The following is an 18482-nucleotide window of genomic DNA, read 5'->3' on the forward strand; positions in this document are numbered from 1 at the left end:
AAAACGTTCTGGATTATACCTGTCACTGGCTGCTGCGCAAGCGGCAGAGTGCGATCGCCACGCTAAGTGTTGAAAAAAACAGCGCAAGCTGCATTTCGGCCAACATTCAATACGTTCCAGATATAAACCCCTCGTTCTCACCTTTCCCACTCGCGGTTTCCTCTTTCTCCGAGCCTGCTCGCAAAATCCTGCAAACGGCTCAATTCGGTTTACATTTTCGGCAATTTGTTATCAGATCCTGTTATTAGTACGCGTAATAACGCCGGTACTTTCCCAAAACAGGATTTCCGCAATGCGCTTCTATCAGATCGAACCGACGCTGGAGAACTACTGGCGCGGCATTATTCTTTTTGGCAAAAACGTCGCCTCCTATAAGTTTGCGCTGGCGCATGCGCTGTACGATATCCGCCGCGACGGTAGCGATCTGATACGCCTCGAGGAGCTGGCGGTGCCGTTCAGCCAGCATCTGTGTCGCCATCTTGAGCACGCCCCCAAACAGATCACGTCGCCAAAAAGCCAGTTTCTCAGCGCCTGTAGCCGCTTCAATCGCCAGGAGATAACCCAGGATCAGCTCATCGCGGCAACGGTTAAGCTCGGCTTTAGCGTGGTGCTGGATAAATTTCATAACGTGAATCAGGGCGAAATCGCCAGGCGCTTTTTTATCGACGAGCGTAAAACGCATCAGGGTATCCGTCTGACCGACGACTTTTATTCTCTGACGGAGCGCCAGCAGTACCAGAACCTGATCCACGAAACGGACGCCCGCTGGCGTCTGGTGGAGCAGGCGTGGGCGATGAACATCGCCAGCAGCCTGATCGCCGTGGAATATGATGCCGCCGAACAGCAGCTCTTCAGCACCCTGAATACCCGACGAGTTGCCATCTCCAGCTGTCGCGACAGCCTGAACGGCTACCAAAAAGGCCGCTGCTTTTACTGCTATGCGCCGATTAGTCTCGAAAGCGGAGATGAGAACCTGGCCGACGTTGACCACTTTATCCCGTGGGCGGCGCGCGGCGAGGTGGCGAATATCAACGGCGTCTGGAACCTCGTTCTCGCCTGCAAGAGCTGCAACCGTGGTGAGAAAGGCAAGTTTATGCGGGTACCGTCGGCAAAACTGCTGCGCCGCCTGCGCGACAGAAACGAATATTTTATTACCAGCCACCTTCCCTTGCGTGAAACCTTAATCCGCCAGACCGGCAACACGACCGCCCGACGCGATGACTTCCTCGCCAAAATCTGGAACACTGCGCGCATTACGCTCCTTCATGAATGGGAACCTCAGGCCGCCGGAACGGATATATTCTGATGACAATCAACTACTACCAGCAGAACGCTGACAGCTTTGTGGCTTCAACCGTCGCTGTCGATATGACCTCTCTGTACGCGCCTTTTATCGGGGCAATTGAACCGAACGGGCTGATCCTCGATGCGGGATGCGGCTCCGGACGCGATGCAAAAGCCTTTGCCGATATGGGCTACCGGGTCGAGGCGTTTGACGCCTCACCGGCAATGGTCGAGCGGGCTGCGCAACACAGCGGGCTGGCCGTGCGTCAGGCGACCTTTCAAAGTATCAGCGAAAGCGCGCGGTATGACGGCATCTGGTGCTGCGCTTCGCTGCTGCACGTTCCCGCCGCGGAGCTGCCGGGAGTGATGCACAAACTGGCTATGGCCCTCAAACCCGGCGGCGTCTGGTACGTCTCATTTAAATACGGTTCAGGCGAGCGAGAAAAAGAGGGGCGGCGGTTTACCGATCTCCACGAAGCAGGGCTGACGGCGCTGGTCGAACCGCTGGCGGATATCCGTCTTGCCAACATGTGGCAGACGGTGGATAAGCGCCCGGAGCGGAGCGAAATCTGGCTCAACGCGCTGTTACTCAAAAGCTGAACTATCGCGATGGCTTCTCTCTCGCGGAGAAGCCGGCTTGCACAAGCTTAACCCCCCATCCCCCCTCCTTCTGCCAGGCGTCCCCTCGCCCCATGCTCTACACTTCCTTCTTAACTACGCCAAACCCAAGGAAACTGTCATGAGCACTATTAAAAGTTACGCCGCCAAAGAAGCGGGCGCCGATCTGTCGCTGTGGGAGTACGATGCCGGCGACCTTAAGCCGGAAGATGTCGAAGTGCAGGTGGAGTACTGCGGGATCTGCCACTCCGACCTGTCGATGATCGACAACGAATGGGGCATGTCGAGCTATCCGCTGGTGGCCGGTCACGAGGTGATTGGCCGGGTGGCGGCCCTGGGCAGCGCGGCGCAGGATAAAGGGCTGAAGGTTGGCCAGAAGGTCGGCATTGGCTGGACGGCGCGCAGCTGCGGCCACTGCGACGCCTGTATCAGCGGCAACCACGTGAACTGTCTGGAAGGCTCGGTGCCCACCATCATCAACCGCGGCGGCTTCGCCGATAAGCTGCGCGCCGACTGGCAATGGGTGATCCCGCTGCCGGAAAACGTCGATCTCGAATCCGCCGGGCCGATGCTCTGCGGCGGCATTACCGTCTTCAAGCCGCTGCTGATGCATCACGTCACGGCGAACAGCCGCGTCGGCGTCATCGGCATTGGCGGCCTCGGCCATATCGCCATCAAGCTGCTGCACGCGATGGGCGCGGAAGTCACCGCCTTTAGCTCCAATCCGGCGAAAGAGCAGGAAGTGCTGGCAATGGGCGCCGATCGCGTGGTGAACAGCCGCGATCCCGAAGCCTTAAAGGCGCTGGCTGGCCAGTTCGACCTGATTATCAACACCGTCGCCGTCGACCTCGACTGGCAGCCGTACTTTGAAGCGCTGGCGTACGGCGGCAACTTCCACACCGTCGGCGCGGTAATGAAGCCGTTCCCGGTCCCCGCTTTTACCCTGATTGGCGGCGACCGCAGCATCTCCGGTTCGGCCACCGGCAACCCGGCCGAGCTGCGCAAGCTGATGAAATTTGCCGGACGCAGCAAAGTCGCGCCGACCACCGAGCTGTTCCCGATGTCGCAGATCAACGAGGCGCTGAAGCACGTTCGCGAGGGCAAGGCCCGCTACCGCGTGGTGCTAAAAGCCGACTTCTGATCAACCCTCGTCATGCTTCAGGCCGCAGCCGCGCGGCCTGAACGCCACTGACCGGGGTGATGCCGGGCGGCCCGTCTGCCCGGCGCTTGTTTCCCTGGTCATTAAACCGTCATCTCCCCGCCATACGTTTGCAGTCAATCCTTCTCACAATCCGGGCTTCTACAAACGCCTGAATGAGACGTCCGCCACCATGAGAAAAACCTGGCTCCCCTGGCTGATACTGTCGCCTTCCCTGCTGTTTTTATTGCTGTTTACCTGGTTTCCCCTCGGGCGATCGATTTATGACAGCCTGTTCGATACCCGCATGGTCAGCGACGGCGGCCAGTATGTCGGGCTGGAGAACTTCAGTCGTCTGTTCGCCGACAGCGTCTTCTGGCAGTCGCTGGTGAATAACCTGCTTTATATCCTGCTGACGGTGGTACCGGGCGTGACGCTCGCCCTGCTGCTGGCGGTCGCCCTGACCGAGAATCACCGCGTCAACCGCTGGCTGCGCACCGCCTTCTTCTTCCCGATGATTATCCCGATGGTCAGCGCCGCCGCGCTGTGGCTGTTTATCTTTATGCCCGGCCTTGGCCTGCTCGACCACTATCTGGCGAAGCTGTTTGGCCCGATGAACAACAACTGGCTGGGGCGCAGCAATAGCGCGCTGCTGGCGCTGGCGCTGATTGGCGTGTGGAAGTTCGCCGGTTACTACATGCTGTTTTTCCTCGCCGGGCTGCAAAGCATTCCGGCCTCCACGCGCGAAGCGGCGATCGTGGAAGGCGCCACCCGCACGCAGGTGTTCTTTAAGGTCACGCTGCCGCTGCTGCGCCCGACCCTGAGCTTCGTGATAACCACGGCGCTGATCTACTCCATCACCCAGATCGACCACGTGGCGGTGATGACCCGCGGCGGGCCGGATAACGCCACTACCGTGCTGCTCTACTACATCCAGAACCTCGCCTGGGACACCCATGATTTAGGTAAAGCTTCCGCCGCCACCTTCCTGACGCTGGCCGGGCTGTTTGCCTTCTCGCTGATTAACCTCAAACTGCTGGAGAAAGGAGCGCACTATGAGCGCTGAAATCTCGCCGCTGGCGCTGCGATCGCACAGCGTATCGCGCCCACTCTGGCTGCGCCTGCGCCGCTCGCAGCCCTTTACGCTCACGGTATTAATGTGCTGCCTGGCGCTGCTGTGGATGAGCCCGTTTTTATGGATGCTGGCGACCTCGTTCAGCGCCACGACCTTCGGCGAGGATATGGCCTCGCTGCTGCCCCGTATGCCGCTGACGCTGGATAACTTCCGCGATGCCTGGGCCAGCGCCGACTGGCTGAGCCTCTACGCCAACACCCTTATCTTCACCTTCGGCACCTTCTTCGTGCAGCTGTTGACCATCACCACCGCCGGCTACGTCTTCGCCTGCCACGAGTTCCGCGGCAAAAAGACGCTGTTCCTGATGTTCCTCGTCCAGCTGATGATCATGCCGGTGGTGATGATGGTGCCGAACATGCTGACCCTGAAAACCTTCGGCCTGCTCAACACCCTCACCGGGGTAATGATGCCCTACTTCACCTCGGCGTTCGGCGTGTTCCTGATGCGTCAGGCGTTTCTGGCCATCCCCAAAGAGCTGGAAGAGGCGGCGCTGATGGAGGGCTGTCGCTGGTGGCAGGTGCTGTTCCGCGTGCTGCTGCCGATGTCCTGGCCGTCGGTGCTGGCCTTCGCCACCGTCAGCATTACCTACCACTGGAACGAGTATCTGTGGCCGCTGATGATGCTGAACGACCCGGACAAACAGGTGCTGACCGTGGGGCTGGTCTCGTTCGCCATGGGCGCAGAATCCGGCGGTCAGTGGGGCATCATCGGCGCCGGCACGCTGATGGTCTGCCTGCCGCTGATGCTGGCGTTCATCCTCTTCCAGAAACAGTTCCTGCGAAGCTTCGGCTTCTCCGGGATCAAATAAGGAGCTCTTCATGCTGTTAGCGCAAATTTCCGATACCCATTTCCGCAGCCGCGGCCAGAAGCTGTACGGCTTTATTGACGTCAACGCCGCCAATGCCGACGTCGTCTCCCAGCTGAATGCCCTGCAGGAGCGTCCGGACGCGGTGGTGGTGAGCGGCGATATCGTCAACTGCGGCCGCCCGGAAGAGTATGAGGTCGCCCGCCAGATCCTCGGCAGCCTGAACTATCCGCTGTATCTCATTCCCGGCAACCACGACGATAAAGCGCTGTTTCTGGAATACCTGCATCCGCTGTGCCCGCAACTCGGCCGCGACGCGCAAAACATGCACTACGCGGTAGACGATTTTGCCACTCGCCTGCTGTTTATCGACTCCAGCCGGGCGGGTACGTCGAAAGGCTGGCTGACCGAGGAAACCATCAAGTGGCTGGAAGCCCAGCTGTTTGATGGCGGCGATAAACCGGCGACGGTGTTTATGCATCATCCGCCGCTGCCGCTGGGCAACGCGCAGATGGACCCTATCGCCTGCGAAAACGGCCATCGTCTGCTGGCGCTGGTTGAGCGTTTCCCGTCGCTGACGCGCATTTTCTGCGGCCATAACCACAGCCTGACCATGACCCAGTATCGCCAGGCCATCATCTCCACCATCCCGGGAACCGTCCACCAGGTGCCCTATTTTCATGAAGATACCCGTCCGTATTACGACCTCTCTCCGGCGTCGTGCCTGATGCATCGCCAGGTCGACGAGCAGTGGGTGAGCTATCAGCATCCTCTGACCCATTACGCCGGACCGTGGATGTACGACGAAAATATCAGCTGCCCAACGGAAGATTGCTAAACGCCATGCTTAGTCTGCAAAACATCAGTAAACAGTTTGACGGTAAACCGGCCCTCAGCGCCCTGTCGCTGGATATTCGCGAAGGGGAATTCGTGGTGCTGGTGGGCCCGTCCGGCTGCGGTAAAAGCACCCTGCTGCGCCTGCTCGCCGGGCTGGAGCCGGTCAGCGAGGGGGAGATCTGGCTGCACGATGAGAACATCACCGAAATGTCGCCCAGAGAGCGCAACTTCGCGATGATCTTCCAGAACTATGCGCTGTTTCCGCACCTGTCGGTGCGCGACAACATCACCTTCGGCATGAAGGTGCGCAAAGAGGAGAAGACCAGCTGGCAGCCGCGGGTGGATAAAGTCGCGCAGATGCTGCAGCTGGATACCCTGCTCGATCGCAAACCGGCGAAGCTCTCCGGCGGCCAGCGGCAGCGGGTGGCGATGGCGCGGGCGATTGTGCGCAATCCGCGCCTGTTCCTGATGGATGAGCCGCTCTCCAACCTCGACGCCCGCCTGCGTAGCGAAGTGCGCGACAGCATTATGGACCTCCACCAGCAGCTCAGAACCAGCACTGTCTACGTCACCCATGACCAGACGGAAGCGATGTCGATGGCCGACCGCATCGTGGTGATGAACGGCGGCCACGTACAGCAGGTCGGGCGACCGGAGTATCTGTACGCCAACCCGGCCAACCTGTTTGTCGCCGGGTTTATCGGATCTCCGGCGATGAATCTGCTCTCACTGCCCTGCGCTGATGGTGAGGTATTACTGGGTGAGTTGCGCTATCCGCTGCCGCCGCGCTACCGTGAAGAATCCCGGGTGTGGTTAGGCATTCGCCCGGAACATATCAGCGACCGCGTGGAGGAGAGCCATCTGCGCCTGCCCGCCACCGTGCTGCAACGAGAACTGATGGGAGCCGATTATTTGCTCCACGTCAGCACCCCCATCGGCACCCTACGCTTTAGCCGTCGCCATCGCGGCGCGGTGCCGGAGAAAGGCGATTCGCTGATCCTCGGCTTTTCACCTGCCGATGTGCATCTTTTTCATGCTGAGAAACAGCATAATTTACTGATGGAGACAGACCATGTTTAAACCTCTCACCGCTCTCGCGGTTGGGCTCAGCCTTGCCCTGAGCGGCGCGGCGCTGGCGAAAGAGAAGATCGACTTCATGTTTCCGGCGCCGGTGGACGGCAAGCTGACCATGGAGATGACCCGCGTCATTAAGCAATTCAACGAGTCGCAGCAGGATGTCGAAGTGCGCGGGATCTTTACCGGCAACTACGACACCACCAAGATCAAAGCCGAATCGGCGCAGAAGGCCGGGCAGCCGCCCGCGCTGGTGATTATGTCCGCTAACTTCACCACCGATCTGGCGCTGAAGGATGAGATCCTGCCGATGGACGAGCTGTTCCAGTATGGCGATCAAAAAGCGGGGGATTTCCTGGTGAAGGCCTTCTGGCCCGCAATGCATAAAAACGCCCAGGTGATGGGCACCACCTATGCGATCCCGTTCCATAACTCGACGCCGATCCTCTACTACAACAAAACGATGTTCGATCGGGCCGGGATCAAACAGCCGCCGCAAACCTGGGCCGAGCTGCTGGCGGACGCCAGAAAGCTGACCGACGAAAGCAAAGGCCAGTGGGGGATCATGCTGCCGTCGACCAACGATGATTACGGCGGCTGGATCTTCTCGGCGCTGGTGCGCGCCAACGGCGGAAAATACTTTAACGAGGACTATCCGGGCGAAGTCTATTACAACACGCCAACCACCATCGGCGCCCTGCGCTTCTGGCAGAACCTGGTCTATAAAGACAAAGTCATGCCTTCCGGCGTGCTGAATTCGAAACAGATCGGCGCCAGCTTCTTCTCCGGCAAAGTCGGGATGGCGATGCTGAGCACCGGCGCGCTGGGCTTTATGCGCGAGAACAGCAAAGATTTTGAGCTGGGCGTGGCGATGCTGCCGGCCAAAGAGCAGCGCGCGGTACCGATCGGCGGCGCCAGCCTGGTGAGCTTCAAGGGCATCAACGACGCGCAGAAAAAAGCGGCGTATCAGTTCCTGACGTATCTGGTGAGCCCGCAGGTCAACGGCGCCTGGAGCCGCTTTACCGGCTACTTCTCCCCGCGTAAGGCCGCCTACGATACGCCGGAAATGAAGGCGTATCTGCAGCAGGATCCGCGCGCGGCTATCGCCCTCGAACAGCTGAAGTATGCCCATCCGTGGTACTCCACCTGGGAGACCGTTGCCGTGCGTAAAGCGATGGAAAACCAGCTGGCCGCGGTGGTCAACGATGCCAAAGTCACCCCGGAAGCCGCGGTGCAGGCGGCGCAGAAGGAGGCCGATGCGCTGATGAAGCCCTACGTCGATAAGACCGCGCTGGCGGAAGTGAAGTAGGCCTTTCCCTCACTATCCCCGCAGATAGCTGAGGTATCTTCTGCAATACCGTACGGAAGCAGTGTGCCCCCTCCCCCTTTTCAAGGGGAGGGGTTCGTTCGATACGGCTCGTTAGCCCGGACCGTGCAGACCGCTGAGCACCGCTCCAGCATTGCAGATACCGTTGGCAATCAGCCTTACACTTTATCCGCCTGCGATTCAGCCACTATTCGCCGGGCCCTGGCGGCCTGCCCTTCTTCACTGGTGTCCAGCTTATCCCGCAGATAGTGCTCGATTTGTTCAAGACTACGGTGGCGGGTTTCCGGTACGCATTTAATTACGAATATCGCGCCAAATACGCCAATACCGGCGAAGATAAAGAAGGTGCCTGAAAGCCCTAACCACGCCAGCAGTATCGGGAAGAACAGGGAGATCAGGAAGTTGGCAATCCACATTGAAAATACCGCCCCCCCCATAAAAATACCGCGCAGGCGAGTTGGAAATATTTCCGACATGAGCAGCCAGGTCACTGGCGATAGCGCCCCCTGCTGAAAGCTCAGAAACAGTAACATCCCTGCCAGAACCATATAGGCGCGCAGCGCATCAGGCTGGCCGTTAACCGTCTCCGGCAGCAGATAGCTGACCGCACCGATAAAGACCAGGCAAGCGGTGCAGCCAAACTGACCAATCATGGTCATCGGGCGACGGCCAATTTTGCCAAGCATCCAGATGCCAACGAATGTCATCAATACTGAGACTACGCCATTGGCGATAGTGGCAAACAGCGCGGCATTATCAGTCATACCAACCGAGGTCAGTACCGTGGGAGCATAGTACATAATGGTATTTACACCGGTAAGCTGTTGGATAACCGCTATACCAATACCGATCATAAACAGCTTGAACAACCACGGGGTCATAATCTCGCTGAACCGGGGCTTACCGAGATTGCGCTGCTCATCCAGCGTTTCGGTGATCTCCAGCAGCTCCCACTCAACATCATCTTTATGCCGGGTGCGCTCAAGCACGCGACGGGCTTCCGCCAGGCGCCCTTTCATCGCGTACCAGCGCGGTGAATCCGGCATAAACATCATGCCAAACCAGAGCAGCACGGCGGGTAGCGTCGCCACCGCCAGCATCCAGCGCCAGGTGCTTTCCCCGCCCCAGACTTCATGGAACGTGGCATTAGAAATATAGGCCAGCAGCTGACCGGATACGATCATCAGCTCCTGCAAAGTAACCAGCTGTCCGCGCTTATTCGCGGGAGCTATCTCGGCAATATAGACCGGAACGGTGGCCGCCGCCCCGCCGACCGCCACGCCGAGAATAAGGCGAAAGAAAATCATCCAGTTAACGTCCGGCGCCATAGAGGTGCCTATCGCGCCGATGGCAAAAAGCACCGCCAGCCACAGAATAATTTTCTTTCTGCCCGCTGCATTCGCCAGATTGCCAGAAAGCAGCGCGCCAAAGGCGGCACCGAATAGCAGCGAGCTGGTGACCAGACCGGTGGTAAAGGGAGTAAGATGAAGCTCGGTGCCCATAAAGAGTAAGGCACCGGAAATCACCCCGGTATCATAGCCAAAAAGTAAACCGCCAAGCGTCGCGATCAGGGCGACAACTTTTACAAAGGGCGTTGTCGGGGTCTCGCTATTCGGTCCCGACGCTTTATTGAGTGTAAGATATTGTTCCTTAGACATAATAGACTCCAGTAACCCGCCTTGTTTGAGGGAAGATTTGCTCTAGTCTGAATGCAGAGGCCGAGGCCTCACCGACGTGTTGTTTTCGTTCTACGTCTTGAGCTACTGCTGAGTGATGGGGTAAAAAAAGCAGGCCATACGACGTATGGCCTGAAAATAAAACAACGATTAGATTCCTGCCGTCTCGCGGATATATTTGCGCGCTTTTACGGCGTATTCGAATGGGTTGGCCAGCGCCGGATCCTGCTCGGCCTCAACCACCATCCAGCCTTTATAGCCATGCTCGTCCAGCAGCTTGAACACCGGACGGAAATCAATGACGCCGTCGCCCGGCACGGTGAAGGTCCCCTTCTTCACGCCGTCCAGGAAGGAGAGCCCTTCGCGACGCACCTGCTCGATCACCGGCGGACGCACGTCTTTCAGGTGCACGTGGTTAATGCGCGGCAGATATTTTTTCAGAATCGCCAGCATCGGCTCTTCGCCGCCTTCGGAATACCAGGCGTGTCCGGTGTCGTAGAGCAGGAAGACTTTGTCATCCACCAGCGACATAAACTTGTCGATCTCTGCCGTCGTCTGGATACCGGTGCCCATATGGTGGTGCAGACAAACCTGCATGCCCTTTTCCGCCGCCAGGCGACCGAGGGTGTTATAGCCTTCCGCCACCCGCTGCCACTCTTCTTCGCTAAAGCACGGTTTCGCATTCTCCAGGATGGGCTTTTCCAGCCCCTGGATGCTGCCGCTCTGCTCAGAGCAGCCGATCACTTTCGCGCCCATAGCATGCAGGAAATTCATGTGGTTAACGAATTCATCAATGGTCTTTTCCCGCTGGCCGTTAGCAAAAAAGGTGCTGAACCAGGCGTTGCAAATCTGAATGCCGCGGATATCCAGCATCGGCTTGAGAACCGCCGGATCGCGTGGATATTTGCTGCCGACTTCGCTGCCGGTAAAGCCCGCCAGCGCCATTTCGCTGACGATTTGCTGGAAAGTATTCTCGCTGCCCAGCTCCGGCATATCGTCGTTAGTCCAGCCAATCGGGGCGATAGCCAGTTTTACGTTATCTTTGTTCATAGTAGGGGGCTCCTGCCGCTGCGCCTTACCGGCGCAGCAATTCACGTTCGATGAGTTCACGGGTTTCCACTGCCTGGTATTTCATCTTTTCCGGGTAGCCGAACAGCGAGGTGGCCACAATCGGCTCACCGCCGACCTTGAAGGTCTGCTCGGCAAATTTCATATCGCGTAGAGTGCGGAACAGCGCGTCGAAATCAACATCCCCTTCTCCGACGCCCACGTGCTGGTGAACGACGGCATCTACGCCCGGTGGGTTAACGATATAGCGGCAGTGTTTTGTATGGTTGCGGGTATCCGCGATCAGCACATGGGAGAGATCGCTTCCCGCGTAGCGCAGCATCTTCTCAACGTCGCCCACGCCTTTGTCATAGAAGAAGGTGTGCGGGACGCTGTAAACGTACTTAACGTTATCGCTGCGGAACGACTTCACGATATCGACGGTTTCGTTGTTCTCTTCGCAGAAGTCCCACGGATGTGCCTGAATTTCAACGCGGATGCCTTCGCGCTCAAATATCGGCAGCAGCTCTTCCATGGAGCGATAGAACATCTCATCGCAAATCTCGGGCTGGTTAGGATCGCCGGAGAACTCGGTGTTGATCACCTGTACACCCATTTCAACCGCGATTTCGATCAGCCGTTTCCAGTTTTTCACTGCCGCCTGACGGCGCAGCTCATCCGGACCGGACCAGCGGTAGACGCAGATAAACGAGGAGAGCTCCACGCCGGTATCGCGCAGCGCCTGCTTGTACTCAGCCATAATTTCCCGGCTGGCGCGCGGGTGCTTGTAGAACGGGTTGATCTGCGGGTGCGGCGATTGCTCAATGTACTTGTAGCCCCACTCCGCCACCTGATGGACCATTCGGGTTACCCCGAGGTCTTTAATGACATCAACGTCAAAAGCAATTTTCATCGTCGTTACCTGTGCAAAGAAGTTCCGTCAGCAAAGCGGGATTAGCGTTTGTAGAATGCCGGGCATTCCGGCAGCGTCACCTCAACCGGCTCGCTGGTTTCCTGGGCTTTGATACAGGCGTCGGCAGCAACGGACGCCGCGTAGCCATCCCACGCCGATGGGCCGTGCAGCTGGCCGGCCTGAACATCATTGATAAAGGCCTGTAGTTCAACGTCATACGCTTTGATAAAGCGATCCTTCCAGTCGGTCAGGATAGCGGTCGACAGGTTAGCGGCTTTGCGCATTTGCACAGCCGACGGCTCAGGCAGGCGGGCAATCCCGGTTTCCCCTACCACTTCACACTGGATGTCGTAGCCGTACTGGCAGTTCACGAAGACTTCCACGTCGATCAGCGTGCCTTTTTTGGTTTCAAACGACACGATCTGCGGGTCTTTCAGGCGCGCGTGGGTGTGGGACGTGGAGCGCGGGAAGCGCACCTGCACGGAAACATAGTCGTCATTCAGCAGCCAGCGCAGAACGTCCAGTTCGTGAATCAGGGTGTTGGTGATCGCCATGTTGGTGATGTAATCCTCGCCCACCGACTGGTTGCGGTGCGCGCAGCGCAGCATCAGCGGCGCGCCGATGTCGCCGTCATCGATCACTTTTTTCAGCGCCAGATAGCCTTCGTCGTAAGGGCGCATAAATCCAACCTGCACCAGGCGGCGACCGGCCTTCATTTCCGCATCAACGATACGGCGGCAGCCTTCCGCGCTCATCGCCAGCGGCTTCTCGCAGAACACCGGCTTCCCGGCGGCGATGGCGGCCAGGGTGTACTCTTCGTGGGTGGGATCCCATGAGGTGACCAGAATAGCGTCCACATCGCTGGCCTTAATCACGTCATGACCGTCGGCGTACACTTCGGCGTGCACGCCCGGCAGCGCAACCGCGGCGCGGGCGTTCTCTTCGTTGATATCCGAAACCGCCACTACCGTGGCTCCCTGCAGTACCTGAGTGCAACGACGGATATGCTCTTTACCGATAGCGCCGGCACCGATGACACCTAATTTGAGTGACATAGTTGGTTTTCTCCCGAGATTTGTAGGGTTCAGGGTTTGTGTTCTGTTTTAGTAATCCCGCGCCTGAGCGCGTTTTTCATTGATCATTTGCGCCACCTTGCGGATCCGCTCGGAGAGCGCAGACTGCGCGACGCCGACGTTCCACCAGCTGCCGTATTTGTGCACCATGGTTTTCGGCAGCACTTTAATGTCTATCAGGGTGCTGACGGTTTCGCGGCGCGCGGCGTCCAGCGCGTGGCGTAGTTCTTCTAGCGTCGTGACGCGCCAGGTTTTGCAGCCGTAGCCGGCAGCGACGGTGGCGAAATCTACCGGCACCAGGCCGCCCTGCAGCTGGCCCGATTCGGCGCAGCGGAAGCGGAACTCGGTGCCGAAGCTGTCCATACCGTGCTCCATTTGCAGGTTGTTAATGCAGCCGTTGGCCATGTTGTCGAGCAACACGATGTTGATCTTCGCGCGCTCCTGCAGGGAGGTCACCAGCTCGGAGTGCAGCATCATGAACGAGCCGTCGCCGACCAGCGAATAGACCTCGCTTTGCGGTTGGGCTAACTTCACGCCCAGCGCGGCGCTGACTTCGTACCCCATGCAGGAGTAGCCGTATTCCACGTGATAGGTGTTGGTGGCCCGGTTGCGCCAGACGCGCTGCAGGTCTCCCGGCAGGCTACCTGCCGCCGCCACAATCACCGCATCCGCCGGCAGCGTTTCGTTGAGTACGCCAAGGACGCTGCTTTGCGTCAGGGTGGAGTCGGTTATCTGGCGAAATTCGCGATACACCGATTCCCGATCCAGATGGTCGTCGATTTCCGGGACGAAAGCGGTTTCCTGCCAGACCGCCTGGTAAACGCGCTGGGTCTCTTTCAGCTGGCGGCTCTGCACGCTTTCAATCTGCTCGCCCCAGCCAGCCTGCCAGGATTCGCCGGACAGGGCGTCGTCCAGGGCAGTGAGGGCTTCGCGAGCATCCGCCAGCATCGGGATGCCATCCAGCTTCCAGGCGTCGAAGTTGCTGACGTTAATATTGAGGAAGCGCACGCCCGGGTGCTGGAAAATCCATTTTGACGAGGTGGTGAAATCGCTGAAACGCGTGCCGAGACCGATGACCAGATCCGCCTCTTTCGCCAGCAGGTTCGCCGCCAGGCAGCCGGTTTCGCCGACGCCGCCCACGTTATACGGATGCGAAGAGACAACGCTGCCTTTACCCGCCTGAGTTTCGGCAAACGGCACGCCGTAGCGCTCGGCAAAACGGGTCAACGCCTCGCCGGCGCCGGAGTATTTCACCCCGCCGCCGCAGACGATCAGCGGCTTACGGCTGGCTTTAATCGCCGCCACGGCATCCGCCAGCTGCGCGGCGCTGGCCGGACGGCGATCAAGGCGGTGTACCCGGCGGGTAAAGAAGGATTCCGGATAATCCCAGGCTTCGCCCTGGACATCCTGCGGCAGACAGAGCGTGACCGCACCGGTTTCCGCCGGGTCGGTCAACACGCGCATGGCGTTGATGCAGGCGCTCATCAGCTGTTCCGGACGGGTGATGCGATCCCAATATTTACTCACCGCGCGAAACGCGTCGTTAGTGGTAATGCTGAGATCGTGGCTCTGTTCGATTTGCTGCAGCACCGGGTCAGGCTGGCGGGTCGCAAACACATCGCCCGGCAGCAGCAGCAGCGGGATGCGGTTGGCGGTCGCGGTGGCGGCAGCGGTAATCATGTTCGCCGCGCCGGGGCCAATGGAGGAGGTGCAGGCAATAATCTGACGACGCAGGGACTGTCTGGCAAAACCGGTGGCGACATGCGCCATCCCTTGCTCGTTACGCCCCTGATAGACCCGCATTTCACCGCTATCTTGTTCAAGGGCCTGACCCATTCCCAACACGTTGCCGTGGCCAAAGATAGCAAAGATGCCTTTGACGAACTTATGCTCTTCGCCATCGACTTCCAGGTACTGGTTATCCAGGAACTTCACCAGCGCCTGCGCCATTGTCAGTCTCAGTTTGCCCATGTTGCCCAATCCTTATTGTTCAGTATTTGCGTGTGGGTTCGCGTTTTGCCCTGCCCAGCGATACAGCGATGAGTCAGGGAAATCGTTAACGTCACTGGAATACTTCTGGATTATAGGCAAACATTTTTTTCATTAAATAGAAATACAGAAGAAATATTTCATTTTGCGAGAGCGATCAAACTCTCTATGCATTTCACCCGTTTCATTCGCATCCTGTATACGGGATAACGCGCAAATTACGCGGCCCACCTCTTAATATCCCCTTAAAAATCATAGGTAAAGACCGCATCTAAAAGGGCTCTGGTTCAACTTTCAGCCGCAGCCCAGGATCCGAGGCAGAATGAGGCTCAGCGCGGCATAGTGGTATATCCCTCACATTTTTGGTTTTTTAATTTCGATCTAGTTTGCAAATGAAATATTTATTTCTCAAACTAGAGATAACCAATAACCCTCAGGCTGTTTTCGGAGACGCTGTCGGTATCCCGACTCTTCCGTACAGCAGAAATGCAAAAGGAAACCCTAGCTATGAATGCAGCAGTAAAGCGACTCGACGTCATCTGTATTGGCCGGGTGGCAGTCGATCTCTATGCCCAGCAGATTGGCGCGAGGCTGGAAGATGTCGCCAGTTTTTCTAAATACCTGGGTGGCTCTTCCGGCAACGTCGCCTTCGGCACCGCCATTCAGGGATTAAAATCGGCAATGCTCGCTCGCGTGGGCGATGAGCATAATGGTCGTTTTCTACGCGAAACCCTGAGCCGCGCCGGCGTCGATACCGAATATCTGATCACCGATAAGCAGCGCCTGACGGCGTTAGTGATGCTGGGGATTAAAGATCAGGAGACGTTTCCGCTGATTTTTTACCGCGATAACTGCGCCGATATGGCCCTTTCGCCAGAAGATATTAAGGAAGAGTACATCGCCTCTTCCCGGGCGCTGGCGGTAACCGGCACCCACCTTTCGCACTCTAACACGCGCGAAGCGGTGCTGAAGGCGCTGGAGTACGCCCGCCGTCACGGCCTGCGTACCGCGCTGGATATCGACTATCGTCCGGTGCTTTGGGGGTTAACGTCTTTAGGAGACGGTGAAACGCGTTTCATTGAATCCGGCCAGGTGACCAGCCAGCTGCAGGAAGTCCTGCATCTGTTCGATTTAGTGGTGGGGACAGAAGAGGAGTTTCATATTGCCGGCGGCAGCACCGATACCCTGACCGCGCTGAAAAACGTGCGTAACGCCACGAAAGCGACGCTGGTTTGCAAGCGCGGTCCGATGGGCTGCGTGGTGCTGGAAGGCGCTATTCCCGACAGCTGGGATAGCGTGCCGCTGCAGCAGGGCGTACGCGTAGACGTGCTTAACGTCCTGGGCGCGGGCGATGCCTTTATGTCCGGCCTGCTGCGCGGCTGGCTTAACGATGAAGGCTGGGAGCAGGCCTGCCGCTACGCTAACGCCTGCGGCGCGCTGGTGGTTTCACGCCACGGCTGCGCACCCGCAATGCCGACCAAAGCCGAGCTTGACGACTATCTGTCGCGGGCAGAATCGGTGCCGCGTCCGGATATCGACGATCGTCTCAACCATCTCCATCGCGTCACCAGCCGCCGCCAGGCGTGGCCGGAGCTGTGCATTTTCGCCTTTGACCACCGTAAACAGCTGGCAGATCTGGCGCTGGAAACCGGGCGTGATGAATCCTGCATTCCGCAGCTGAAGCTGCTGCTGCTGGCGGCCGCGGAAGCCGCCGCAGACGAAGCCGGTCTTGACGGTCGCAGCGGCATCCTCGCCGATGGCACCTACGGCCAGCGCTCGCTCAATGCCATCACCGGCAAGGGCTGGTGGATTGGTCGACCGATTGAAATGCCGAGCTCGCGCCCGCTGCGTCTGGAACATGGCAACATCGGTTCCCAGCTGATCGACTGGCCGCTGGAGCACGTGGTGAAATGCCTGGTCTTCTATCATCCGGCCGATCCGGCCGAGCTGCGCGCCGAACAGGATGCGCTGCTGCTGGAGGTCTGGCAGGCGTGCAACAAGTCCGGGCATGAGCTGCTGCTGGAAATTATTCTGCCGGAAAACGGCCCGGATAAAGATGAACGCCACTACCACGACATGCTGGAGCACTTCTATCAGCTGGGCATCCAGCCGGACTGGTGGAAGCTGCCGCCGCTGTCGAGCGCGGAATGGGAAAGGATTGGCAAACTGATCGCGCGCGAAGATAGCTGGTGCCGCGGGATCTTAATCCTCGGCCTGGACGCCCCTTCGGACCGTCTGCGCGCCGGTTTTGCCGAAGCGGCGAAGCATCCGATGATCAAAGGTTTTGCCGTAGGACGCACCATTTTTGGCCAGCCTTCACGGCGCTGGATGCAGGGAGAGCTCAGCGACGAGGCGCTGATTAACGAAGTGAAACGCAACTACCTCACGCTCATCGGCTACTGGCGAGAAGCCCGCGGCTGATTCCGCCCAGGCCCGCATCCTCTTCAGAAGATGCGGGCTTTTTTCTGGATCTTCGTGAAATGAATCGCGTATTTCATCGTAGTAAATGAAAAATTCGCTTCATTTGATACACTGGAAATTATATTCCTTTCATTTTCTCAGAGCGCAATCTATGGCCAATAATCCGACCCAACTTACCATCTTGCAGGATGAAATCAGGCGTCGCTACGACACGTTAAGCAAACGCCTGAAACAGGTAGCCCGCTATATTCTCGATAACAGCAATAGCGTGGCTTTCGACACCGTGGCCTCTATCGCGCAACAAGCTGACGTCCCCCCTTCCACGCTGATCCGCTTCGCTAACGCCTTTGGTTTTAGCGGCTTCAACGAAATGAAGCAGATGTTCAAGCAGCACCTGATGGAAGAGACGGCTAACTATACCGAGCGCGCGCGTCTGTTCCGCCAGACCACCACGGATGACGCAACCCCGCCGGAAACGCCGACCGAAATCCTGAATATGTTCACCATGGTCAATACCCAGGCGCTGCAGCAGCTGGCGATGCAGACCTCCGGCGACGATCTGCAGCGCGCGGTCGCGCTGCTGGCGGAAGCTGAGAATATCTACGTTATTGGCCTGCGCCGCTCCTTTAGCGTCGCCTCCTATCTGACCTACGCCCTGCGCCATCTGGACCGTAAAGCGTTCCTGATTGACGGTCTGGGCGGCATGTTTACCGAGCAGCTCAGCCTGGTCGGGCCGAAAGATGTCGTGGTGGCGGTGAGCTTCTCTCCGTATGCGCGGGAAGTGGTTGAACTGGTGGAGCTCGGCGCGCAGCGTAAAGCACGGCAGATAGCGATTACCGACAGCCAGGTCAGCCCGCTGGCGGCCTTCAGCGACGTCTGCTTTGTGGTGCGCGAGGCGCAGGTTGATGGTTTCCGCTCGCAGGTGGCCTCGCTGTGCCTGGCTCAAACGCTGGCGGTCTCGCTGGCGCTGAACAGCAGCAAAGATGCAGAGACGAAGCAGCTGGCTTAAGCTTTTCATTATTCCCGGATGGCGACGTAAACGTCTTATCCGGGCTACTTGTCCGCAGACGACGGTAAACCCGTAGCCCGGCTAAGCGCAGCGCGAGCCGGGGATATGGCAGAATTGCGACGACGATCTTATTCGG

General features: G+C 58.4%; 15 protein-coding genes. 10 read left to right on the forward strand and 5 right to left on the reverse strand.

Annotated features, from left to right (window positions below; translation table 11 throughout):
• Nucleotides 1–292 precede the first annotated feature (292 nt).
• The 8 genes from F8562_RS13705 (at nt 293) to F8562_RS13740 (ending at nt 8200) form a co-directional block, all read left to right on the forward strand.
• A complete protein-coding gene (locus F8562_RS13705) occupies nt 293–1306 on the forward strand; it encodes an HNH endonuclease domain-containing protein (protein WP_014837231.1) in 1014 nt (337 codons plus the stop codon).
• Nucleotides 1306–1884, forward strand: coding sequence for a class I SAM-dependent methyltransferase (locus tag F8562_RS13710; RefSeq protein WP_014837230.1), 579 nt, complete (start codon nt 1306–1308; stop codon nt 1882–1884). The genes F8562_RS13705 and F8562_RS13710 overlap by 1 nt, the downstream gene beginning before the upstream one ends.
• Before the next feature lie 139 nt (nt 1885–2023).
• Nucleotides 2024–3043 (forward strand): NADPH-dependent aldehyde reductase Ahr, encoded by a 1020-nt coding sequence (gene ahr, locus F8562_RS13715; protein ID WP_004128305.1) that lies wholly within the window; start codon nt 2024–2026, stop codon nt 3041–3043.
• Nucleotides 3044–3233: 190 nt separating this feature from the next.
• Nucleotides 3234–4106 carry a carbohydrate ABC transporter permease gene (locus tag F8562_RS13720; RefSeq protein WP_014227687.1) on the forward strand — a complete coding sequence of 291 codons (873 nt, stop codon included), beginning with the start codon at nt 3234–3236 and terminating at the stop codon, nt 4104–4106.
• The gene (locus F8562_RS13725) at nt 4096–4983 is read left to right on the forward strand and encodes a carbohydrate ABC transporter permease (RefSeq protein WP_014227686.1); all 888 of its coding nucleotides are present in this window, start codon (nt 4096–4098) and stop codon (nt 4981–4983) included. The genes F8562_RS13720 and F8562_RS13725 overlap by 11 nt, the downstream gene beginning before the upstream one ends.
• A 10-nt stretch (nt 4984–4993) precedes the next feature.
• Complete coding sequence (locus F8562_RS13730) at nt 4994–5818, forward strand: phosphodiesterase (protein WP_004117574.1); 825 nt, start codon at nt 4994–4996, stop codon at nt 5816–5818.
• A gap of 5 nt (nt 5819–5823) precedes the next feature.
• Nucleotides 5824–6897: an ABC transporter ATP-binding protein gene (locus F8562_RS13735; RefSeq protein WP_014227685.1), complete on the forward strand. Its 1074-nt coding sequence runs from the start codon at nt 5824–5826 to the stop codon at nt 6895–6897.
• Nucleotides 6890–8200, forward strand: a complete 1311-nt coding sequence (locus F8562_RS13740; protein ID WP_014837229.1) for an ABC transporter substrate-binding protein — start codon at nt 6890–6892, stop codon at nt 8198–8200. The genes F8562_RS13735 and F8562_RS13740 overlap by 8 nt, the downstream gene beginning before the upstream one ends.
• A 176-nt stretch (nt 8201–8376) precedes the next feature.
• On the opposite strand, the gene F8562_RS13745 is transcribed toward F8562_RS13740, so the two are convergent.
• From F8562_RS13745 to iolD, 5 genes are all read right to left on the reverse strand, one after another.
• On the reverse strand, nt 8377–9876 hold the full coding sequence (locus tag F8562_RS13745; RefSeq protein ID WP_014837228.1) for a sugar porter family MFS transporter: 1500 nt from the start codon (nt 9874–9876) through the stop codon (nt 8377–8379).
• A 168-nt stretch (nt 9877–10044) separates the two neighbouring features.
• Nucleotides 10045–10944, reverse strand: a complete 900-nt coding sequence (gene iolE, locus F8562_RS13750; protein WP_004098147.1) for a myo-inosose-2 dehydratase — start codon at nt 10942–10944, stop codon at nt 10045–10047.
• 25 nt (nt 10945–10969) lie between these two features.
• On the reverse strand, nt 10970–11854 hold the full coding sequence (locus F8562_RS13755) for a sugar phosphate isomerase/epimerase family protein (RefSeq protein ID WP_004098146.1): 885 nt from the start codon (nt 11852–11854) through the stop codon (nt 10970–10972).
• Between the two features lie 41 nt (nt 11855–11895).
• Nucleotides 11896–12909: a Gfo/Idh/MocA family protein gene (locus tag F8562_RS13760; RefSeq protein ID WP_004098145.1), complete on the reverse strand. Its 1014-nt coding sequence runs from the start codon at nt 12907–12909 to the stop codon at nt 11896–11898.
• Nucleotides 12910–12957: 48 nt separating this feature from the next.
• Entirely contained in the window at nt 12958–14898 is a 1941-nt protein-coding gene (iolD, locus tag F8562_RS13765; protein WP_014227682.1) for a 3D-(3,5/4)-trihydroxycyclohexane-1,2-dione acylhydrolase (decyclizing), read from the reverse strand.
• Nucleotides 14899–15423: 525 nt separating this feature from the next.
• Here iolD and F8562_RS13770 point away from each other — a divergent pair.
• Complete coding sequence (locus F8562_RS13770; protein ID WP_014837227.1) at nt 15424–17337, forward strand: bifunctional 5-dehydro-2-deoxygluconokinase/5-dehydro-2-deoxyphosphogluconate aldolase; 1914 nt, start codon at nt 15424–15426, stop codon at nt 17335–17337.
• Nucleotides 17338–17488: 151 nt separating this feature from the next.
• Entirely contained in the window at nt 17489–18346 is an 858-nt protein-coding gene (locus tag F8562_RS13775) for a MurR/RpiR family transcriptional regulator (protein ID WP_004098142.1), read from the forward strand.
• Nucleotides 18347–18482 lie beyond the last annotated feature (136 nt).

The sequence above is a fragment of the Klebsiella sp. RCJ4 genome (assembly GCF_009025755.1).
GTDB classification, from domain to species: Bacteria; Pseudomonadota; Gammaproteobacteria; order Enterobacterales; family Enterobacteriaceae; genus Klebsiella; species Klebsiella michiganensis.